A 21610-nucleotide genomic window follows, 5' to 3' on the forward strand; every position below is an offset into this window, starting at 1 on the left:
AAGAGGCCATAAGGTACCGATACCAAATCGCGTGCCATCTCGGGGGGACTATGATGTCGGCAGGCTTTTCCACGGTCACGATCGCGCTGCTGCTGCAATCGGCAGCAACGTCGATACCAGCCCCGACTACCACACCGACCGCCACCCTGTCCGCGGTCGCGCACCCGGAGATCTGGCCGACCGCGAATGCCCGCCCCTCGCGCGATCCGAAGGCCGAGGCACGGATCGACGCGATCCTGAAACGCATGTCCGTGGAGGACAAGATCGGCCAGCTGATCCAGGTCGACATCGCCAGCATCGAGCCGTCGGACCTGCGCACCTACAAGCTCGGCTCGATCCTCAACGGCGGCAACGCGGGGCCGCACGGCAACGATCTCGCGCCGCCGGTCGAGTGGCTGAAGCTCGCCGACGACTTCTACGACGCGTCGATGGCACGCAGCGACGGCCGCCCCGCGATTCCCGTGATCTGGGGCACCGACGCGGTCCACGGCAACAACAACATTCCCGGCGCCACGCTCTTCCCACACAACATCGGGCTCGGTGCAGCGCGCGACCGCGACCTGATGCGCGAGATCGGCCACGTCACCGCGATCGAGACCGCCGCCGCGGGCATCGACTGGACCTTCGCACCGACGCTCGCCGTCGTCCGCGACGACCGCTGGGGCCGGACATACGAGAGCTATTCCGAAGAGCCACAGATCCAGGCTGATTACGCGGGTGCGGTGATCGAAGGCGTCCAGGGCAAGGTCGGCACCAAGGAGTTCCTCGCCCCCGATCACGTCATCGCGACGACGAAGCACTTCCTCGGCGATGGTGGCACCGGTGGACGCGACCAGGGTGATGCGCGCATCCCAGAGACCGTGCTGCGTGATATCCACCTCGGCGGCTATCCGGCAGCGATCGAGGCGGGTACGCAGTCGGTGATGGCCAGCTTCTCGAGCTGGAACGGCGCCAAGATGCACGGCAACAAGAGTTTGCTGACCGGCGTGCTCAAGGATCGCCTCCACTTCGACGGCTTCGTGGTCGGCGACTGGAACGGCCATGGCCAGGTCGACGGCTGCTCGAACGAGAGCTGCGCCGCGGCGATCAATGCCGGGCTCGACATGTTCATGTATTCGGGCAGCGGGTGGAAGACGCTCTACGCCAACACGCTCAAGCAGGCGCAATCCGGAGAGATCCCCGCCCCCCGCCTCGACGACGCGGTCCGCCGCATCCTCCGCGTGAAAATCCGTGCCGGTACGTTCGATCGCGGTCGCCCGTCGTCGCGCGCGCTCGCCGGCAAGATGAACCTCATCGGTGCCGCCGACCACCGCGCGATCGCCCGCCGTGCCGCGCGTGAATCGATGGTGCTGCTCAAGAACGAAGGCGGACTCCTCCCGCTCAAGCCCTCCGCCAACATCCTCGTCGCAGGCGGCGGTGCGGACAACATCCCGCAACAGGCCGGTGGCTGGTCGCTGACGTGGCAGGGCGGCGGCACCACCAACGCGAACTTCCCCAACGCCGAGACGATCTGGTCGGGGATCAGCACCGCGGTCAAGGACGCTGGCGGCACCGTGACGCTGTCGGCGGATGGCAGCTTCGCGAAGAAGCCCGACGCGGCGATCGTCGTGTTCGGCGAACAACCCTATGCCGAGTTCAAGGGTGATCGCCCGAACCTCGAATTCAGCCCCGAGGACAAGTCCGACCTCGAACTGTTGCGCAAGCTGAAGGCTGCGGGTGTCCCCGTCGTCGCGGTATTCCTGTCGGGTCGCCCACTCTGGGTGAATGCCGAACTCAACGCCTCCGATGCGTTCGTCGCGGCGTTCCTGCCGGGTAGCGAAGGCGGCGGCGTCGCCGATGTGCTGTTCCGCAAGAAGGACGGCAGCGTCGCCAACGACTTCCGCGGCAAACTGAGCTTCTCCTGGCCGAAGCGCCCCGATCAATATGTGCTCAATCGCTCGGACCCCGGCTACGACCCGTTGTTCGCGTTCGGCTACGGCCTGAGTTACGCCAAGCCCGGCACCGTCCCCAAGCTCGACGAAACCCGCCCCGCCGGCATGGCCGCATCGTCGAACGGCACGATCTTCGGCAAGGGCCGCGTTCCCGAGGGCTGGTCGCTTGCGCTGGTCGAGCAAGGCCAGTCGAAGGTCCGCCTGCTCGGCGTCAACGCGACGACCGCGACCAAGCGCCTTACCGCCTCCGCGGTCGACCGCCGCCGCCAGGAAGACGCGCGCGCGTTCGTCTGGACCGGCGGCCCCGCCGAAACGCGGGTCGAGGCGTCCGGCCCGCTTGATCTCACGCGCGAGAGCAACGGCGAACTCAGCCTCGTCGTCGACGTCCGCGTCGATCGCGCTGGCAGCGCACCGATCGGTCTCGGCATGGTCAGCAACGACGGCAAGGCGGTCACCGTCCCGATCACCAAAACGCTCGCGGCCGGCAAGCCGGGCGACTGGCAGCAGGTGATCGTTCCAGTGCAATGCTTTGCCAAGCGCGGCATCGATATGGCGCACGTCACCGCACCATTCGTGATCGCCACCGACGGCAAGCTTGGCCTCTCGATCTCCGACGTCAAGATCGACTCCGCGCCCGTGCCGATGACGAAGTGCGGCGATTGATCGGGCCGAGCGGGCGGTCGCACCGCCCGCTCGGCTGACGTCGAATTTCCTCATGAGACCTAATTCGCCAAATCAATTGGCTTTCTCAGTCGGTCATGCTCTGATGGATTGATAGCGCAGCCCGGCCACAGATCCGGCTGCCGATATGGGGGATGACTGATGACCGACCGTTCTGCCACCGGGCTTGGCGTTTCCCTGTTTGGGCTGATGCTCGCATCGACCGCGTCGGCGCAGACGCTGGCGGGACCCGCGGCACTGCCCGCCGGCTATGCCGATCGCGGCACGGTGAAGTCCGAATGGCCGGTCCAGGTGCGCCAGATGGCCGGACAGGTCACCCCCCAGGATCCCGCAACCATCCCCCGGACCCGCGCGCCGTTGCCCAAGCCCGTCGCCAAGCCGATCCCGCGGGGTCCCGCACTCGCCAGACGCGCCCCCGGCCTGTGGACCGTCGCCGGCTGGCGTCTCGCCGAAGCCCCCAAGGTTCAAGCGGATGGTGCCGCCCTGTCGCGCGTGGGCTATGACGCGAAATCCTGGTATGTCGCCACCGTTCCCGGCACCGTCCTGACGACGCTGGTCGATCGCGGCGTCTATGCCGATCCCGCGTTCGGGCTGAACAACCTGACGATCCCCGAAAGCCTGGCGCGGCAGGATTACTGGTATCGCACCGAGATCGATGTTCCCGCCGAAACGACCGGCAAGCATCTCGAACTGAACTTCAAGGGTGTGAACTACGCTGCCGAGATCTGGCTGAACGGCGCGCGTCTCGGCACGATGAAGGGCGCGTTCATCCGCGGTCGGTTCGACGTCACCGGCAAGCTTGCAGCGGGCCGCAACGTCATCGCGGTCAAGGTGTCGCCGCCTCCCCATCCCGGCGTCGCGCACGAGGAGTCGATGACCGCGGGCGTCGGCGAGAATGGCGGGATGCAGATGCTCGACGGCCCGACCTTCGTCGCGAGCGAGGGCTGGGACTGGATCCCGTCGATCCGCGACCGCAACACCGGGCTCTGGCAGGGCGTCGACTTGATCGCGACCGGTGATACCGCGCTCGGCGATGCACACGTGGTGACGACCTTGCCGAACGCCGACAACAGCGTCGCGAACGTCGAGATCACCGTCCCCGTCCGCAACCTGACCGACCAGCCGACCACCGCCATGGTCACCGCGAAGTTCGACGCCGTCACGGTCAGCAAGTCGGTGCCGCTCGCGCCCCATGCGAGCGCCGACGTGACGATGACGCCTGCCGAGTTTCCCGCGCTTGCGGTCCACAATCCGAAGCTCTGGTGGCCCAACGGCTACGGCGCGCCCGCGCTGCACGACCTGACGCTGACGACTGCCGCCAACAACGCCGTCTCCGACACCAAGACCCTGCGTTTCGGCATGCGGCAGGTGACGTACGAGATCTCGCTGATGGACAAGACCGATACGCTGCGCCGCGTCGGCATCGACCTGTCCAAGGCGCGCGCGCTCCACACGCAGATCGTCGACGGCACGCACCAGGGTATCCGCAAGACCGACAATGGCTGGGCCGCCTCGCTCGTCCCTCGTGCGGAAAGCTCGCCGGCAGTGACGCCGATCGCGGGCGACGCCGGGCTGGCGCCGTATTTGCTGATCAAGGTGAACGGCGTGCGGATCGCCGCGCGCGGCGGCAATATTGGCATGGACGATTTCATGAAGCGGACCGAGCGCGAGCGCTTGCTGCCTTTCTTCCGGCTGCATCAGGATGCGAACCTCAACATCATCCGCAACTGGGTCGGGCAGAATACCGAGGAGAATTTCTACGATCTCGCCGACGAGCACGGTCTGATGATCCTCAACGATTTCTGGGAATCGACTCAGGACTACAACATCGAGGCGCAGGACGTGCCGCTGTTCACCGCCAATGCCGAGGATGTGGTGAAGCGGTTCCGCAACCATCCCTCGATCGTCGTCTGGTTCGGGCGCAACGAAGGCGTGCCGCAGCCAATCCTCAACGAGGCGCTGCAGGGGATCATCAACCGCGACGACGGCACGCGCCTCTACATGGGCTCGTCGAACCGCGTGAACCTGCAGAACAGCGGCCCGTACAACTGGCGCCCGGAATCGACCTATTTCATCGAACACGCCAAGGGCTTCTCGGTCGAACTCGGCACGCCCAGTTTCCCGACGCTGGAGGCGTGGACGCGCGCGCTGCCCAAGGCCGATCTCTGGCCGATCGGCGATGCCTGGGCGTATCACGACTGGCACCAGACCGGGAACGGCGCGGTCAAGACGTACATGGATGCGCTAGCGACTCGCTATGGTGCGGGCACCAGCCTGCCCGACTTCGAACGCAAGGCGCAGATGATGGAGTACGACTCCTATCGCGCGATCTTCGAAGGGTTTAACGCCGGGCTCTGGACCACCAACTCCGCACGGATGCTGTGGATGACGCAGCCCGCTTGGCCGTCCTCGGCGTGGCAGATCTTATCGTCCGACTATGACACGCACGCAGCGTTCTACGGCACCAAGAAGGCGTCGGAGCCGGTCCACGTCCAGATGAACCTGCCCGATCACAAGGTGGTGCTGGTCAACAACGGCCCGGCGCTGGCGGGTGCGGTCGTCCATGCCAAGGTAACGTCGCTAGACAACCGCGTGCTCGCCGAACAGCGCGCGACGGTCAGCGCAGGCGCCGGCCTCGTCGCGGATGCCTTCACGCTCGATCTCGCACCGCTGCTGACGCAGGGCATGGTGCTGGTGTCGCTCGACGTGACCGACGCCGCGGGGAAAATCGTCTCGCAGAATGTCTATTGGCAGGGTGCCGACGACGCCGCCTATCGCGGCATGACGACGATGGCGAAGGTCCGCCTGACCTCGACCGCGACCAGCCGCCGCGATGGCGACGAGATCGCGACCACGCTCGACCTGTCCAATCCCGACAGCGTCGCCGCGCTGGCGACCAAGCTGACGGTGATGAACAGCGACGGGACGCAGGTCCTGCCCGCCTATTTCACCGACAATTACGTCTCGCTGCTGCCCGGTGCCAGGCGTCGGATCGAGATCCGCTACCCCGCCGCCGCGACCAAGGGCAGGACGACGGTCGCGCTGCGCGGCTGGAACGTGACGCCGACCGCCGTCAAGGTCCGCTGAACCGATGAAGATCCTCGCCGCCCTCGCCTTGCTTGCAGCCCAAGCAGCGGCGGCGGCGCAGGATCGACCGATGCCGATCCGATAACCGCCGATCCGATAGGATGACCCGATGAAGCCGACCCACCTGTTGCTCGCCGCGCTCGCCGTCGCGGTGGCGTTCCCCGTCTTCGCCGCCGACCCGACGCCCGAGCAGAAATCAGCGAAGGAAGCCGAGGACCGGCTGCACACCGACTGGGCCTGGGTCGGCCGTTACCGCGACGCGAACGCCGCGCTTCCGGCCCCCGTCGCCGGGCAACCCCGCATCGTCCTGATCGGCGACTCGATCACGCAGGGCTGGTTCGATCACGTCCCGGCGTTCTTCACGCCCGGCCGGATCGGCCGCGGGATCGGCGGGCAGACCACGCCGCAGATGCTGGTCCGCTTCCCCGCCGACGTCATCGCGCTCAAGCCCGCGGTCGTGCAGATCATGGCCGGGACCAACGACATCGCGTTCAATACCGGACCGATGACGCCCGACGAGAGCAAGGCCAACATCCGCGCGATGACCGAACTTGCGCAGGCCAACGGCATCCGCGTAATCCTCGCCTCGATCCCGCCCGCGGATCGCTATCCGTGGCGGCCGGGCCTCGATACCGGCAGCAAGATCGTCGCGATGAACGCGTGGCTCAAATCCTATGCGGCGGCGACCGGCTCGACCTATGCCGATTACTGGTCCGCGCTGGTCGCGCCCGGCACGCTGGGGATGCGCGAGGGGCTGTCCTCTGATCACGTCCACCCGACGGTGGCCGGGTATGCGGTGATGGCGCCCGTCGCGGAGCGCGCGTTCAAGGCGGCGCTGTCGCACCCCGCCCCGACCCGCGCGGTGATCGCCCGCTGATGCTGCTCGCCGCGCTAGCCCTGTCGACCGCCCTGTCGACCGCCATCGTCTCCACCGATCACGGTCCGGTGCGCGGCGAAGTCACCGCGGACGATCGCCGGCTCTTCCGCGGCATCCCCTACGCAGCGGCACCGACGGGGCCGCTCCGCTGGAAGCCACCGCAGCCGGTCCGCGCCTGGCAGACCACCCGCGACGCCACCGCGTCCGCGCCTTCCTGCCCGCAGGTCGATCGCGGCTGGAACACCAAGGCGGCCAGTTTCGCGAGCGAGGACTGCCTCTATCTCGAAGTCGCGACCCTCGATCCCAAACCCGCCAGGCTGCTGCCGGTGATGGTCTGGATTCACGGCGGTTCGAACTACGCCGGCGGCGGCGCGGGCACGATCGAGTCGGGCATGGTCCGCAAAGGCGTCGTGCTCGTCAGCATCCAGTACCGGCTCGGTGCGCTCGGCTTTATGTCGCATCCTGCGCTCACCCGCGAGGGCGGCGGCGCCTCGGGCAATTACGGGCTGATGGACCAGCAGGCAGCACTCCGCTGGGTCCGCGCCAACATCGCCGCATTCGGCGGCGATCCCGCCAACGTCACGCTGTTCGGGGAAAGCGCCGGCGCGATGGACGTCGGGCTGCATTTGCTCAGCCCCGGCTCGCGCGGACTGTTCGCCAAGGCGATCGAGGAAAGCGGCACGCCCGGCTTCGGCACGCCGCCGCGCAGCCTTGCCGACAACGAACGCCTTGGCACGATGATCGTGGCAAAGGCCGGCGTCGCGCAGACCGCCGCCACGCTCCGCAGGCTCCCCGTCGCGCGCCTGATCGCAGCGACCGAGGCGGTCGACGTTCCCGGTTTCGCTGACAAGAGCTTCATCTGGCTCCAGGCGATCGTCGACGGCCGCGTTCTTACCGAAACCCCGACCGAGACCCTGGCGAAAGGCGGCAACCCCGCCCCGCTGATCGTCGGCAACAACGCGCGCGAACTGACTCTCCACGGCGGCGTATCGCGCGCCAGCGAGGCGATCGCGGACGCGTTCGGGCGCAACGCCGGCCTCGCGCAGAAAGCATATGGCGTGGACTCGATCCCCGTCGCCGACCCGCGGATGGGCGATCTCGACCTGATCCTGTCGAACGACATCACCTTCCGCTGCCCGGTGACGACCGTCGCCGCCGCGCGAACCCGCGCTGGCCAGCCCGTCTGGCAGTACCAGTTCGACTATACCGCCCCCGACGCCAAGCCGGTGACGCATGGCAGCGAGATCCGCTACGTAATGGCGGGCAGCGACGAACTCGAACCGGGCGCGCCGCCGATGCAGGCCTATTGGCTCGCCTTCGCGCGCACCGGCACCCCGAACGCAGCCGGACTGCCGACCTGGGAACGCTACGATCTGGCGAGCAAGACGTATCTCGGTTTCGTCAACGGCGGTCCGCAGCCCGGCAACGATCTGCGCGGCGCCATCTGCGGACTGCGCGCCGCGCCCTGACGTCGAACGGCGTCAGGCTGGCCAGAGCCGCGCGGCGCCGCGGACCCCGCTGCTGTCGCCCCACACCGCCTGGACGATCTTCGCGTCCCAGCCATCCGAGAACGTGTGGCTGCGGACCACCGCGGGAAGCCGTTCGTAGATCTCCACGACGTTCGACATGCCGCCGCCCAGCACGAAGCAATCCGGATCGATCAGGTTCGCGATCAGCGCGAGCGCGCGACCCAGGCGGTCGATGTAGCGATCGAGCGTCGCGGTCGCGTCCACGTCGCCGGCGCGCGCCGCAGCCATGATCGCCGCGCCGTCGAGTGCCTGCCCCGTGACGCTCTCGTGATCGCGACGGAACCCCGTCCCCGACACCCAGCTTTCCAGGCAGCCATGCAGGCCGCACCAGCACGCCGGTCCCGGCACCTCGACGCCCGTCGGCCACGGCAGCGGGACATGGCCCCATTCGCCGGCAATCCCGTTCGCGCCCTCGACGATCCGCCCGTCGATCACCAGTCCGCCGCCGCAGCCGGTCCCGACGATGATCGCGAACGCCGATCGCGCCCCCGCTGCGGCACCATCGACCGCCTCGGATAGCGCGAGACAATTGGCATCGTTCGCCATCCGCACCGGCCGCGCCATCGCGGTCTCCAGGTCTTCGCGGAACGTGCGGCCGTTGAGATAGAGCGAATTGGCGTTGCGCATCAGGCCGGTACGCGGCGAGATCGATCCGGGCGTGCCGATCCCGATCGTGCCTAACGCGCCGGCTTCCGCCTCGACTGCGAGAACGAGGTCGCGGACGTCGCGCACCGCGCGATCGTAATCGCCCGGGTTGGGCACGCGAAGACGGCTGAGGAACTGGCCGCCCTCGTCGAGCGCCGCGGCCTCGATCTTCGTCCCGCCAAAATCAATACCAATCTGAACCATCGATCGCCTCTCCCTTCGAACGCCGTCGGCGACGTCGAAACCGGAGGGGGGAGTGCAGCGTCTCTCGGTAAAAGAGGCACAGGGGCTTCACTGCGATCAGAACCGCCGATGCCAATCGCTCCCACCGTCGCCCAGTCGCAGCGGCACGTGTGAGACCAATCTAGCCAAGCACCAGGGAATTAAAAAGTTAAATTGCGTTAATCGGTCAGCCGGAGCGACCCGCCTGCATCAAGATGGCGTCCGACGGAAGGATATGGTGGAGGAACGGCAGGATCGCCGCGCCGATCGCGGGCGCATCGTCCGACATCGCGGCGCGCATCACCCGCGCGGCCGACGGTAGCGCCAAATCCACCAGCATCGCATTGAGCCGCTCGACCAGCGCGTCGACCAGAGGCCCGGGCAACCGTCCCCCAATCAGGACCGCACCGGGATCGACCAAACAGCTCACCGCGATCAGCGGTGCGATCAGCGATTGCGCCGCATCCTCGACCCAGTCCCGGACGATCGCAGACACCGCCGGGTCATCGCCGGTCAGCGCGCCGACCCCCGCAATATCGCAGCCCCCCGCCTCCAGCCGGTCGTAGAGCGCGGAAAGCGATACGGTCTCCTGCACCGTACGGCCTTGGGCACGCTTGGTCATGTCGGGCATGAAACCGATCTCGCCGCTGCGCGCCCCGGCGCCACGAAAGTAATTCCCGTCGATCACCAATCCGCCGCCGAGACCTGCGCTGACCAGGACGTAGAAGAAGCTCGGCAGCACCATCCCCGATCCGAATTGCGCCTCGCCGATCGCCGCCGCCGCAGCGTCGTTGTCGACATAGACCGGCCACGGCACGATCGCCCCGACGAGCGCGACGACGTCGACGTCGTTCCAGTGCTCGTACGCCGCCGGGCGATGCGGAAACGGCACCCGTCCGAGGTCGTCGGGCATCGCCACGCCGACCCCCAGCAGCCGCGCCTCGTCGATCAGATCGGACGATCGGATCGCGGCGATCTCGTCGCGTAGCCAGGCCGAGACCGCGTCGGGCATCGCGAACGCGATTTCACGCGTCGCGCGCGTCAGGACGGTGCCCGCGAGGTCGAGCGACACGATCGTGATGTGGTCGCGGTCGATATTGATCCCGACCGAGAAGCCGCCCGCCGGATTGATCACGAGCTGCGCCGCCGGCTGACCGCGCGCGCCCTGCCGCCGCCCTGCATCGCTGATCAGCCCCTCCTCGAGCAGCCGCCGCGTGATGTTGGCGATCGTCGGCGCGGTCAGCCCGGTGATCGTCGCGAGATCGGTCCGGCTCGCCTCGCCGCTCACGCGGATCGCCTGCAGCACGGTCCGCTGGTTGTAGTCGCCCGCGCGTTCGAGGTTGGTGCCGGACAGGCTGATGCCGAGCCGCGCACCGCGATCGCCAAGCCGCGCGCTGCGATCGATCCCTACAGACTTTCCCGGCGCGCCCGAGCCCAGTTCCTTGTTCTTCGTCACATGCTTCGCCCGTTCCGGTCGGTTGCGCGGAGAATCGATCCCCGGACCATACCGATCGCAGCCTGACGCCCAAATCGCAGCGGGTCAAAGCCGGCTATCGTCGGTTTCGCCGTCGATCGGGACTGGCGTTTCGCTGCCGTCGACTCAATCGGTTGAGGCGTCACAGTTTTCTCGCACGACCCGTCCTATCTGCTGTCCTGCACCCGGTATTTTGTGCCACATCGGGCGAATGCAGGATCGTTTTTCCGCGCCGTGCCGCAGCGCGCGCCTATCACCACCTACGTCGAGGCTCTCCCACCATGAATAGCGACGTCCTGATCGTCGGCTCGGGCGCCGCCGGGCTCACCGCGGCGCTCAACCTGGCGGAGCGCTTCAAGGTCACCGTTCTCGCGAAAGGCGCCCTCAACGAAGGCTCGACCGCCTGGGCGCAGGGAGGGATCGCCGCGGTGCTCGAACCCGGCGACACGTTCGAGAACCATGTCGAGGACACGATGGTCGCCGGCGCAGGCCTCAACGACCGCGCGATCGTCGAGATGGTCGTCGAAGGCGCCCCCGCCGCGATCGAACGCCTCACGCATCTCGGCGTCCCGTTCGAGACCGAAGGCAACGCGTTGCACCTCACTCGCGAAGGTGGCCACTCGCACCGCCGCATCGTCCACGTCGCCGACGCGACCGGCTGGGCGGTTCAGGAAGCGTTGCAGAAGGCCGCCGAGGCGCATCCGAACATTACGCTAGTGCCCGACCAGATCGCGATCGACCTCGCGACCGGCCGCCACGAGGAACGCTATTCGGGCTCGGGCAACGTCTGGGGCGTCTACGCGGTCGACCGCAAGACCGAGCGCGTCGCGCTCTACACCGCGCGCGCGACGATCCTCGCGACCGGCGGCGCGGGCCGCACGTACCTGTTCTCGACCGCCCCGCGCGGCGCGACCGGCGACGGCATCGCGATGGCATGGCGCGCGGGCGCCCGCGTCTCCAACATGGAGATGATGCAGTTCCACCCAACCTGCCTCTACAATTTGGAGGTCAAGAACTTCCTGATCACCGAGGCGGTCCGCGGCGAAGGCGGGCGGTTGATCAACCCGTCGACCGGCAAGCGCTTCATGACGTACTACGACCCTACGCGGATGGAGCTCGCCCCCCGCGATATCGTCGCGCGCGCGATCGACGCCGAGATCAAGCGCTACGGCCTCGACTATGTCCATCTCGACATCAGCCACATGCCCGCCGAGTTCATCCGCCATCACTTCCCGAATATCCACGAGAAGCTGCTCGGTCTCGGCATCGACATGACCACGCAGCCGGTTCCGGTCGTGCCTGCGCAGCATTACACATGCGGCGGCATCGTCATCGACGAACACGGCAAGACCGATCTTCCCGGGCTGTATGCGGCCGGAGAATGCACCGAGTCCGGCCTGCACGGTGCCAACCGCCTCGCCTCCAATTCGCTGCTCGAATGCTTCGTGTTCGGCGAAGCCGCGGCGGACAGCATCGCAGCCGCGTGGGACTCGCTGCCCCCGCCCCCGCCGATCCGCCCGTGGGACGAAAGCCGCGTCACCGATTCCGACGAAGAGGTGGTGATCAAGCAGACCTGGACCGAGATCCGCCGCTTCATGTGGAACTACGTCGGCATCGTCCGCACCACGAAGCGGCTCGAACGCGCCAAGCACCGCATCGAACTGCTCAACGACGAGGTCGCGGAATATTACCAGCACTTTCGCGTCACGCCCGACCTGATCGAGCTGCGCAACCTGCTCCAGACCGCCGAACTGATCGTCCGATCCGCGCTGCACCGGCACGAAAGCCGCGGGCTGCATTTCACGCTCGATTACCCCGAGACGCTGCCAGAGGCGGTCGATACCGTTCTCGTTCCCTGATCCCTGCGCGACTGGCCGTGTCGTCGGCGCGCTTCGTCGCAGCGGCACGTGCGTCCTGTTTCGCACAGCGGATCAACGGATAAGGGTCGGTGCTTCAGTGCAGGGCGTTCCATCATGACATCGGCGAGTGCGTTCAAGCGTCTTCTGGTAACCTCGCTGTTCGGCGCGGCGCTCGCCGGTTGCGGATCGGCCTCGCGGCCAAGCCCTCCCGCGGTCGGACCGATGCACCAGTCCGAAGGGTTCGTCTCGATCCCGGTTCCGCCACCGCTGCCCCGCGCCCTGCGCCCCGCCCCGCTCAGCCTCGTCAACGCGATCTCCGAACTGCACAGCGGCTTTCAGGGTAAGGCGGGCATCGCCATCCGCGCGGTCGACGATGGCTGGACCGTCGAAGCCGGCGGGCGCCAGCTCCTGCCCCAGCAATCGGTCAGCAAGCTCTGGGTCGCGATGACGGTGATGGACCTGCGCGATCAGGGCAGGATCCGCCTCGACGAACCGATCGTCGTGCGGCCCCAGGACCTCACGCTGTTCCATCAGCCGATCGCGATGCTCGTCAAGGGCGACGGCTATCGCACCACTGTCGGCGAATTGCTCACCCGGGCTCTGACGCATAGCGACAATACGGCGAACGACCGGTTGCTCACGCGGGTCGGCGGGCCGTCCGCGGTACGGTCGATGATCGCGCGGAAACAGCTTGGCGCGATCCGGTTCGGGCCGGGCGAACGGCTGTTGCAGAGTGGCACGGCGGGGCTGGTCTGGCAGCCTTCCTATGCAGTCAATGGCGGCTTCATGACCGCACGCAACCGGTTGTCCCCAGCCGTGCGCGAGGCTGCGCTGAACGCGTATGTCCGCAATCCGCCCGATGGCGCCGCACCGATCGCGATCGCCGACGCGATCGCGCGGCTGGCGAAGGGGGATATCCTGTCCGAGACATCGACCAAGATCCTGCTCGATACGATGGGGCGTTCGGTCACCGGTCGCGCCCGTCTGCGCGCGGCGCTCCCCGGCGGCTGGGAGATCGCGCACAAGACCGGTACGGGCCAGGACCTCGGCCGCCGCAACGCCGGCTTCAATGATGTCGGTCTGCTGACCGCGCCGGACGGACGCCGCTATGCGATCGCGGTGATGATCGGGGACACGATCCGGCCAATGCCCGAACGCCAGCGCCTGATCCAACAGGCTGCAGCGGCAGTCGCCCACTACGCCGGAACCACCCGCCCGCTGCACTGAAACTCCCGTCCCGCAACCCCCCGTCATCCTGACGAAAGTCAGGACCCAGATCCAGATACGGCATCGCTGGTAACCCTGGATCCTGACTTTCGTCAGGATGACGGAGCGGGGGGACGCCGCGGAATGGGGGGATGCGGCGAGCCCTCAGCCGAACCCGTTCGCTAGGAACCGCTCCGCCACCGCGCAGTGCATCGCGATCCCGTGCGCCATCACGCGCTCGTCGATCGTCATCTTGGTATTATGCAACGGCGGGTTGGTACGCGGATCGCTACCCTCGGGCGCAGCACCGATGAACGCCATCGCCCCGGGCAGCTTCTGGAGGACGTACGAAAAGTCCTCCGCGCCCATCATCGGCGGCATCACCTGATACGCGCCCTCGCCACCGATGGCGGTCGCGCACGCCTTCATCAGATCGGTCGCCCGCTCGTCATTGACCGTGACCGGATAGCCCTCCTCGATCGTCGGCGTACCGACCGCACCGTGCGCCGCGGCGATCCCCTCGACCATGCGGATGAACGCCGCGCGGACCTGTTCGCGGGTGCGTTCGGAGAGCGTACGCATCGTCCCGAGCATCTCGACGCTCGACGGGATGACGTTGTGTGCGCTCCCTGCGTTGAGCTTGGTAATCGACAGCACCGCGGGATCGGTGACCGCGACCTGCCGCGCGACATAGGTCTGCAACGCCGTGACGATCTCGCAGGCGATCGGCAGCGGATCGAGGCAGTCGTGCGGCATCGCGGCATGGCCACCGCGCCCGGTGATCGTCGCACGCAGCGTATCGGTCGACGCCATCAGCGTCCCCGCGCGGCTGACGACATGACCCATCGGCATGTTCGGCGAGATGTGTAGCGCGAAACCCGCCTCGGGCAGCGGCGAATCGAGCAGGCGGTCGGCGATCATGTGGCGAGCGCCGTGATGCCCCTCCTCACCCGGCTGGAACATGAACACGACCGTGCCGGGCAGTTCGTCACGCCGTGCGCACAACGCCTTGGCGGCGCCGACCAACATCGCGGTGTGCGAATCGTGGCCGCAGGCGTGCATCGCGCCGTCGATCTTGGAGGCGAACGGCAGGCCGGTCTCCTCCTGCATCGGGAGGGCGTCCATGTCGCCGCGGAGCAGCACCGTGCGGCCGTTGCCGCCGGCATTGCCACCGCGACCGCCGCGCAGGATCGCGACGAAGCCAGTGGTCGAGGTCCCCCCGCGGATTTCGAGCGGAAGACCGGCAAGCGCGGCCTTCACCTTGTCCGAAGTGCGCGGGCAATGCAGTCCGACCTCGGGATCGGCATGGATCGCGCGACGCAGTGTGATCGCATCGTCGAGGCTGTCCTCGCCGACGGCGGTCCAGTCGGTCGGGGCCCAGTCGGTGGTGGATTCGAAATCGAGGGACATATCTGACTCCTTGAAAACTGGCTTCCACCCCGGCGAACGCCGGGGCCCAATTGGAAAGGTCGATGTAACGAAGCGCCGTCCGACGTTACCTCCGTTCCCCAATTGGGCCCCGGCCTCCGCCGGGGTGCTGTTTGGTTGGGGGCAGCTCTCCCCCGATCATGCGGGCAGTCTACCCCCGGAACAGGCCGCCTAACACCCCGCGCAGGACTGTACCTACCAGGCCACCGCTGGAGGACGAGCGGCGGGACTTCGTTCCGAACACCTGCTTTGTAAGTTCGTTAGTGACTTGGCGGGTCAGCGACGTAGCCGCCGTACGAGTCACCGACTTGACGATCGTATTTCCAAGCGAGTTTTGCTCCTTACGGTCGGCTTCACGCTGTTGGCGATCCGCCTCGCGCTGGTCTGCGATGCGCGCGCGTTCCGCCTCTTTTGCCGCCTTTGCATCAAGCTTCGCCTGCGCCGCCGCGGCTTTTTCCGCCTCGGTCGTCGCCTTGGCCTCGGCCGCCGCAGCGCTAGCCTCCTGCGTCTTCGCCGCCAGCAATTCCTCCGCCGACTCGCGATCGACCAGCGTGTCGTACTTCGCACCGATCGCGTCGGTCTCGATCATCACCTTCCGCTCGGCCGGCGTGATCGGGCCCACGCGCGACGCAGGCGGCTTGATCAGCGTGCGCTCGACCGGCGTCGGCGCGCCGTCCGCCTGGAGCAGCGAGACCAGCGCCTCGCCGACCTTCAACTCGGTGATGATCGTCGCGACGTCAACGCCCGGGTTCGCCCGGAACGTCTCCGCCGCGGAGCGCACCGCGGCTTGGTCCCGCGGCGTAAATGCGTGCAACGCGTGCTGGACGCGGTTGCCGAGCTGTCCCGCGACGGTGTCGGGAACGTCGATCGGGTTCTGCGTGATGAAATACACGCCGACCCCCTTCGAGCGGATCAGCCGGACAACCTGCTCGATCTTCTCCAGCAGCGCCTTGGGCGCCTCGTCGAACAGCAGATGCGCCTCGTCGAAGAAGAAGCACAGCACCGGCTTGTCGGGATCGCCGATCTCGGGGAGATGCTCGAACAGTTCGCTCATCAGCCACAGCAGGAACGTCGCATACAGCTTGGGCGAGGCCATCAGCTTGTCGGCGGCGAGGATGTTGACGATCCCCCGCCCCTTGTCGTCGACGCCGATGAAGTCGTTCATCTCGAGCGCGGGCTCGCCGAAGAAATTCTCCGCGCCCTGCGTGCGCAACTGGAGCAGCGAGCGCTGGATCGCGCCGATCGACTGCTTCGAGACGTTGCCGTACGTCACCGTCAGTTCGTCCGCCCGCCCCGCGCATTCGGTCAACATCGCCTGCAGATCATCGAGGTCGATCAGCAGCAGCCCTTCCTTGTCGGCGACGTGGAAAGCGATCGTCAGTACGCCTTCCTGGACCTCGTTCAGGTCCATCAGCCGCGACAGCAGCAGCGGCCCCATCTCGCTGATCGTGGTCCGGATCGGATGCCCCTGTTCGCCGAACAGATCCCAGAACTGCACCGGGTTGTCGGCATAGGCCCAGCCATCGTCGCCGATCGCTTTCGCGCGCTCGGCAAAGCTCGCATGCGTCTTCGCGGTCGGTGACCCCGCCATCGCGAGGCCGGACAGGTCGCCCTTCACGTCGGCGACGAAGCACGGCACGCCGTTCGCCGAGAAGCCCTCGATGATCCCCTGCAACGTCACCGTCTTGCCGGTGCCGGTCGCGCCTGCGATCAGGCCGTGACGGTTGGCGCGCTTCAGTTCGAGCGTCTGCGGTTTGCCGTCCACGCTCGCGCCGATGAAGATGCCGTCGGTCATGCGTCTCGTCCTCTGTATCCAGCGCCGACCCTAACCTCGCGCGCCGCAAAGAAAAAGGACCGCCGCTCGGGGGAGCGGCGGTCCTTTCGTGTCGATCGTATCGGTCGTGGATTACTTGATCTTGACCGGCAGGAACGTGGCCGGGCTACGGCCGCGCTTGACCTGCAACAGGACCTGCGGGCGGCCGGCGGACTTGGCCGTATTGACAGCGTTCTGGACGTCGACCGCGGTGCGAACGGGCGTGCCGTTGACCGAGATGATGACGTCGCCGCGCTTGAGCTTGCCATACGCGTCGCTGGTCTGCGCGACCACGGCGATAACGACGCCCTGCGTGCTGGCTTCGACGCCGACCGCCTGCGCGATCGCCGGGGTCAGCGGCTGGACGCCGATGCCAAGCGCTGCGCCTGCCACCGGTGCGGCGGGCGTGGCCGAGTCATCGCCGTCGTCACCGTCGTCTGAGCCGAAGCCTTGCGCATCGCCGCCGACCACAGCCGCCAGCTTGTCCGCGCTTGGACGCGGCACCACGACGACGTTCGCCGAAGTCGGCTTGCCGTTGCGCAGGATGTCGAGACGCGCGGTCTGACCGGGCTTCACGTTCGAGACCAGATAGGACAGCGACTGGTCGACCGTCACCGGCTGGCCGTTGACCTTGGTCACGACGTCGCCCGCACGCACGCCGGCCTTTGCCGCCGGGCCGCCCGCGGTCACGTCGTTGATCAGCTCGCCCTGGTTTTTGGGGATGCCGAGTGCCGCGGCGGTATCCTCGTTGATCGTGCCGCCCGGCTGCAGCTGAACGCCGATATAGCCGCGCTCGATCGTGCCGCCCTTCATGAAGGTCGCGATGATCGGCTTGGCGACCGCTGCGGGGATCGCGAAGCCGATACCGATGTTACCACCCGACTGGCTGAAGATCTGCGAGTTCACGCCGATCACGTTGCCGTTGAGGTCGAACATCGGACCACCGGAGTTGCCCTGGTTGATCGACGCATCCGTCTGGATGAAGCGGTCATAAGCACCGCCCTGGCCGGTGACGCGGTTGATCGCCGAGACGATGCCCGCGGTGACGGTACCGCCAAGGCCGAACGGCTCGCCGATCGCGACGACCCAGTCGCCGACGCGCGCGCCGTTGGAATCGCCGAACTTCACGAACGGCAGGTTCTTTGCATCGATCTTGAGCAGCGCGAGATCGGATTCCTGATCCTTGCCGATGACCTTGGCGACATATTCCTTTTTGTCGCTGAGCGTCACGGTGATCGAATCGACCGTCGCACCCTGTGCACCCGGCGAAATCACGTGGTTGTTCGTGACGACATAGCCATCGGGCGAAATCAGGAAGCCCGAGCCGAGCGAGGCGCCTTCGCGCTTCACCGGCGCGCCACCCTGACCACCGCCGCCCATGCCGCCGAACAGGTCGCCGAACGGCGTGCCCGCGAACGGATTGGCCTGCTGCTTCTGGACGATCGTCTGCTTGGTCGAGATGTTGACGACCGCAGGCTGGAGCCGTGCGACCATGTCGGCGAAGCTCATCGGCGCGCCGGGCTTAGGCGAGACCGCCTGGATCGCACCGGGTTCGTTCTGCGCGACCTGCGCGCCGCTCGGCTGAAGCGCGAGCGTCGCGGTCGCGCCGCCGAGGAGAAGAGCACTGGTAATGGCGTAGGCGTAACGCACTAGATGTTGTCCTCTCGTTTCATCAATCGAAACAGGTATCCCGTAGGGACACCGTCCTGAATGATGCTTGAATATGAACGGGCGTTCAAAGGTTCCGCAGGCTCAACGCCCGCGGCCCTCGAATTCCCGCAAATAGCTGTTGTTCGGCGAAAGAATGATCGAGGTCGATCCCTCGGGTGCCGGACCGCCATCCGCGCCGAATGTGTGGCGATACGACTGCATCGCGCGGTAGAAGTCGTAGAAGTCCGCGTCCTTGCCAAAGCTTTCGGCATAGATCTTCGCGGAATCCGCATCCGCCTGCGCACGAACGATCTGCGCCTGCTTCTGACCTTCGGCACGGATCGTGATCGCCTCCTGCTGGCGCGCACTCGACATGCGCTTGAGCGCGCTTTCGAGCGGCAGACCGACGGGCAGGTTCGCCTGCTTGATACGGACGTCGACGATCTCGACGCCGTACTGGCTGGCGACGCGCTGGAGACCCTTCTGGATGTTGTCCATCAGCTCAGACCGCTCGGGGCTCAGGAGTTCGACGAAGCGCCGCTTGCCGAGTTCGTTCCGCAACGCAGAACCGAGGATCGGGCGAAGCTGATCGGGGATCCGGTCCTCGCTACCAACCGCATTACGCATCTTGCGCGGATCGACGATCCGGTAGCGCGCATACGCATCGACCTCGAGGCGGAGCTGATCGGTCGACAGCACCAGCGTGTTGTCGAGCTCCAGGTCCTGCACGCGCTTGTCGATCCAGACGATCCGGTCGACGAACGGAATGCGCGCGATCAGGCCGGCGCCGGTCTGGCCGAACGGGGTGTTTGGCTGCCACGCGTTGACGGTACGGATCGGCTGACCGAAGCGCAGGATCACCGCCTGCTTGGTCTCGGGGACGATCGCGAAGGTCGATGCAGCGAGGATCACCAGCAGCAGCGCGACGATACCCGCGACGATCGGATTGCGGAAACTCACGGCGTTCACTGGGCAGCTCCAGGCTGAGCTTGAGGTGCCGCGGCGGCAGCGGCGGGCGCTGGCGTGACTACCTCGGGATTCGGTAGGCGCTTGGCGTTCGACAGCGGCAGATACGGCACCACCCCGCCCGGCGTCTCGACGATCGTCTTGTCGCTCTTGGCGAGCACCGCCTCCATCGTCTCATAATACATACGACGGCGCGTCACTTCTGGCGCGAGCTTGTACTGCTCGTAGACCTTGTCGAACGACGCGGCCTCGCCCTGCGCGCGCGCCACGACCTGCTGCGCGTACGAGCGCGACTGGTTGAGGTTGGCGATCGCCTCCTGCTGCGCGGCGGTAACCGCGTTGAAGTCCTCGACGATCCTTGCCGGCGCGGCAGCCTGCTTGATCGCGACGCCCTGGATACGGACGCCCGACTTGTAGTCGTTGAGGATCTGCTGGGTCAGGTCGGCGACACGCTGCTCGATCACGGTACGACCGGTGCCGATCGCCTGGTCGAGTGTCGTCGTCGCGACCACTGCGCGCATCGCGCTCTCGGCGGCAGCGCGGACGGTCTCGTTCGGCTCCGCGAGCTGGAACACGTAATCGCGTGGATCGGAAATATCCCAGCGCACCGAATATGCGAGATCGATGATGTTCTGGTCGCCTGTCAGCGTCAAATTCTCGCCGTCCCCGGTCGGGAAATTGTCGGTGCGGATCTTCTGTACGTCGACCACCGTCACGTCGGAAATCGGCGCGGGCATCGTCAGGCGAACGCCCGGATCGAGCGTGCCGGCGTATTTGCCGAAATAGGTGACGACGCCGCGCTGCTGCGGACCGATCTGGTGGACCGAGGTGAACAGGATCCACACGACCGCGATGATCGCAACGCCGATCGCCCACAGCGCGCGGGCGTTAGCGCCCGAGGGCAGGCCGCCGAAGCCTCCAGTGCCGCCACCGCCGCCGCCAGAGCCGCGCGCTTTACGCAGGAACTCGTCGAGCGCGGTTGGCTTGGCGGCTGGCTTGCGACCACCAGGCGGTTGCGCCCAAGGATTGCGCGGGCCGGAATTACCGTCGTCGCCCGAGCCGCCCCAAGGGCCCTTCGGAGTTTCGGTGGCGAGGATATCGGGGCGCTGGAACCAGCGCGAGAAGATCGTCATACCAACCTTTATAGGTGTGCGCTGGCGGAAAAACAGTGCCAAGCGGCCTTCGCGGCCCTATCTGGCGCGGATGATCGACATCGAAGCGGTAAAGGCGGCGGTTGCCGTAGTGGCGGGCAAGCGGGCGACCGTCCGGCTCGAAGGGACGCGAGCAGGCATCATCATCGATGCGACCGGGCTCGACCCGCAGGCGCGCGATGCGCTGGAGGCGACCGTCCGGATGGCCGCGACGCAGCCCGGCGTGACCGAAGTGCGGATCGCCGTCACTGCGGAACGCTCGACCCGCCGGCTGATCGCGGTGGCCAGCGGCAAGGGCGGCGTCGGCAAATCCACGCTCGCGGCCAACCTCGCCATCGCGATGTCGCGTGCGGGGCGCCGCGTCGGGCTGGTCGACGCCGATATCTACGGTCCGTCGCAGCCCCGGCTGATGAACGTCGAGGGCACGCGACCGACCGCGAAGGACAAGGTGCTCGACCCCGTCCCCACCCCGTATGGCGTGCCATTGCTTTCGATGGGCCAGCTCGTCGAGCCGGGCAAGGCGATCGCGTGGCGCGGGCCAATGGCGGCGGGGGCGCTCGGCCAACTGGTCGAGGCCGACTGGGGCGTCACCGATACGCTGGTGCTCGACCTCCCACCTGGTACCGGCGATGTGCAGCTGACGATGGTCCAGAAATATCGGCCGGCGGGGGCGGTGATCGTCTCGACCCCGCAGGATCTCGCGCTGATCGATGCGCGCCGCGCGATCGATCTGTTCGAGAAGGCCGGCATCCCGATCATCGGACTGGTCGAGAACATGGCGGGCTATATCTGCCCGCATTGCGGCGAGGCATCGGACCCGTTTGGCAATGGCGGCGCGGAAGCAGCGGCGCGTGAACTCGGCATCCCGTTTCTCGGCCGCGTCCCGCTGACGATCTCGATCCGCACCGCCTCCGATGCGGGCACGCCGCCGGCGTCGGATCCGGGCGATACGGTGTTCATGCCGATTGCGGCTCAGGTCGTCGCATGGCTCGGGAAACTGTGAAACCCACGGGCCTGATCCACGTTGTCTGATTACCGGTCGTACCCGACGTGTTGAGTTGCGGTACGAGCGGACCAGGTTTCCCGACGGC

General features: G+C 67.0%; 14 protein-coding genes. 7 read left to right on the forward strand and 7 right to left on the reverse strand.

Annotated elements, in window-relative coordinates; translation table 11 throughout:
- Window positions 1-53 precede the first annotated feature (53 nt).
- The 4 genes from ASG20_RS09835 (at window position 54) to ASG20_RS09850 (ending at window position 8045) form a co-directional block, all read left to right on the forward strand.
- On the forward strand, window positions 54-2594 hold the full coding sequence (locus ASG20_RS09835) for a glycoside hydrolase family 3 protein (protein ID WP_056052983.1): 2541 nt from the start codon (window positions 54-56) through the stop codon (window positions 2592-2594).
- Window positions 2595-2753: 159 nt separating this feature from the next.
- A complete protein-coding gene (locus tag ASG20_RS09840; RefSeq protein ID WP_082470878.1) occupies window positions 2754-5699 on the forward strand; it encodes a glycoside hydrolase family 2 protein in 2946 nt (981 codons plus the stop codon).
- A gap of 109 nt (window positions 5700-5808) precedes the next feature.
- Window positions 5809-6576, forward strand: a complete 768-nt coding sequence (locus ASG20_RS09845) for a GDSL-type esterase/lipase family protein (protein WP_056051512.1) — start codon at window positions 5809-5811, stop codon at window positions 6574-6576.
- Entirely contained in the window at window positions 6576-8045 is a 1470-nt protein-coding gene (locus ASG20_RS09850; RefSeq protein WP_056051514.1) for a carboxylesterase/lipase family protein, read from the forward strand. The genes ASG20_RS09845 and ASG20_RS09850 overlap by 1 nt, the downstream gene beginning before the upstream one ends.
- A 12-nt stretch (window positions 8046-8057) precedes the next feature.
- Here ASG20_RS09850 and ASG20_RS09855 read toward each other — a convergent pair whose 3' ends face one another.
- Entirely contained in the window at window positions 8058-8954 is an 897-nt protein-coding gene (locus ASG20_RS09855; protein WP_056051516.1) for an ROK family protein, read from the reverse strand.
- 205 nt (window positions 8955-9159) lie between these two features.
- Window positions 9160-10428: an ROK family transcriptional regulator gene (locus ASG20_RS09860; protein WP_231420250.1), complete on the reverse strand. Its 1269-nt coding sequence runs from the start codon at window positions 10426-10428 to the stop codon at window positions 9160-9162.
- Window positions 10429-10727: 299 nt separating this feature from the next.
- Here ASG20_RS09860 and nadB point away from each other — a divergent pair, with 299 nt between their 5' ends.
- Together nadB and ASG20_RS09870 are read left to right on the forward strand one after the other, a co-directional pair.
- Window positions 10728-12305, forward strand: coding sequence for an L-aspartate oxidase (gene nadB / locus ASG20_RS09865; protein WP_056051518.1), 1578 nt, complete (start codon window positions 10728-10730; stop codon window positions 12303-12305).
- 114 nt (window positions 12306-12419) lie between these two features.
- Window positions 12420-13532 (forward strand): serine hydrolase, encoded by a 1113-nt coding sequence (locus ASG20_RS09870; protein ID WP_156364206.1) that lies wholly within the window; start codon window positions 12420-12422, stop codon window positions 13530-13532.
- Window positions 13533-13676: 144 nt separating this feature from the next.
- Here the strand turns inward: ASG20_RS09870 and ASG20_RS09875 are convergent, their stop codons facing one another.
- From ASG20_RS09875 to hflK, 5 genes are all read right to left on the reverse strand, one after another.
- The gene (locus ASG20_RS09875; protein WP_056051520.1) at window positions 13677-14921 is read right to left on the reverse strand and encodes a M20 metallopeptidase family protein; all 1245 of its coding nucleotides are present in this window, start codon (window positions 14919-14921) and stop codon (window positions 13677-13679) included.
- Between the two features lie 169 nt (window positions 14922-15090).
- Window positions 15091-16734, reverse strand: coding sequence for a helicase HerA-like domain-containing protein (locus tag ASG20_RS09880; protein WP_056051521.1), 1644 nt, complete (start codon window positions 16732-16734; stop codon window positions 15091-15093).
- A 111-nt stretch (window positions 16735-16845) separates the two neighbouring features.
- Window positions 16846-18402 (reverse strand): Do family serine endopeptidase, encoded by a 1557-nt coding sequence (locus ASG20_RS09885; protein WP_056051523.1) that lies wholly within the window; start codon window positions 18400-18402, stop codon window positions 16846-16848.
- A gap of 102 nt (window positions 18403-18504) precedes the next feature.
- On the reverse strand, window positions 18505-19371 hold the full coding sequence (gene hflC, locus ASG20_RS09890; protein WP_231420249.1) for a protease modulator HflC: 867 nt from the start codon (window positions 19369-19371) through the stop codon (window positions 18505-18507).
- Entirely contained in the window at window positions 19368-20501 is a 1134-nt protein-coding gene (gene hflK, locus ASG20_RS09895; RefSeq protein WP_056051525.1) for a protease modulator HflK, read from the reverse strand. Before hflK ends, hflC begins: the two co-directional genes overlap by 4 nt.
- A gap of 70 nt (window positions 20502-20571) precedes the next feature.
- On the opposite strand from hflK, the gene ASG20_RS09900 reads away from it, so the two are divergent.
- On the forward strand, window positions 20572-21522 hold the full coding sequence (locus ASG20_RS09900; RefSeq protein ID WP_056052998.1) for an Mrp/NBP35 family ATP-binding protein: 951 nt from the start codon (window positions 20572-20574) through the stop codon (window positions 21520-21522).
- The last annotated feature ends 88 nt before the right edge of the window (window positions 21523-21610 follow it).

Origin of the sequence: Sphingomonas sp. Leaf198, from assembly GCF_001424005.1 — a bacterium.
In the GTDB taxonomy this organism is placed as follows: Bacteria; Pseudomonadota; Alphaproteobacteria; order Sphingomonadales; family Sphingomonadaceae; genus Sphingomonas.

Bases quoted from the DNA above. Each gene is read 5' to 3' on its own strand.
- ASG20_RS09870 (WP_156364206.1), top strand. From the start codon at position 12,420: ATGACATCGGCGAGTGCGTTCAAGCGTCTTCTGGTAACCTCGCTGTTC.
- hflK (WP_056051525.1), bottom strand. From the start codon at position 20,501: ATGACGATCTTCTCGCGCTGGTTCCAGCGCCCCGATATCCTCGCCACC.
- ASG20_RS09855 (WP_056051516.1), bottom strand. From the start codon at position 8,954: ATGGTTCAGATTGGTATTGATTTTGGCGGGACGAAGATCGAGGCCGCG.
- ASG20_RS09850 (WP_056051514.1), top strand. From the start codon at position 6,576: ATGCTGCTCGCCGCGCTAGCCCTGTCGACCGCCCTGTCGACCGCCATC.
- ASG20_RS09875 (WP_056051520.1), bottom strand. From the start codon at position 14,921: ATGTCCCTCGATTTCGAATCCACCACCGACTGGGCCCCGACCGACTGG.
- ASG20_RS09900 (WP_056052998.1), top strand. From the start codon at position 20,572: ATGATCGACATCGAAGCGGTAAAGGCGGCGGTTGCCGTAGTGGCGGGC.
- ASG20_RS09840 (WP_082470878.1), top strand. From the start codon at position 2,754: ATGACCGACCGTTCTGCCACCGGGCTTGGCGTTTCCCTGTTTGGGCTG.
- nadB (WP_056051518.1), top strand. From the start codon at position 10,728: ATGAATAGCGACGTCCTGATCGTCGGCTCGGGCGCCGCCGGGCTCACC.
- ASG20_RS09835 (WP_056052983.1), top strand. From the start codon at position 54: ATGTCGGCAGGCTTTTCCACGGTCACGATCGCGCTGCTGCTGCAATCG.
- ASG20_RS09845 (WP_056051512.1), top strand. From the start codon at position 5,809: ATGAAGCCGACCCACCTGTTGCTCGCCGCGCTCGCCGTCGCGGTGGCG.
- ASG20_RS09880 (WP_056051521.1), bottom strand. From the start codon at position 16,734: ATGACCGACGGCATCTTCATCGGCGCGAGCGTGGACGGCAAACCGCAG.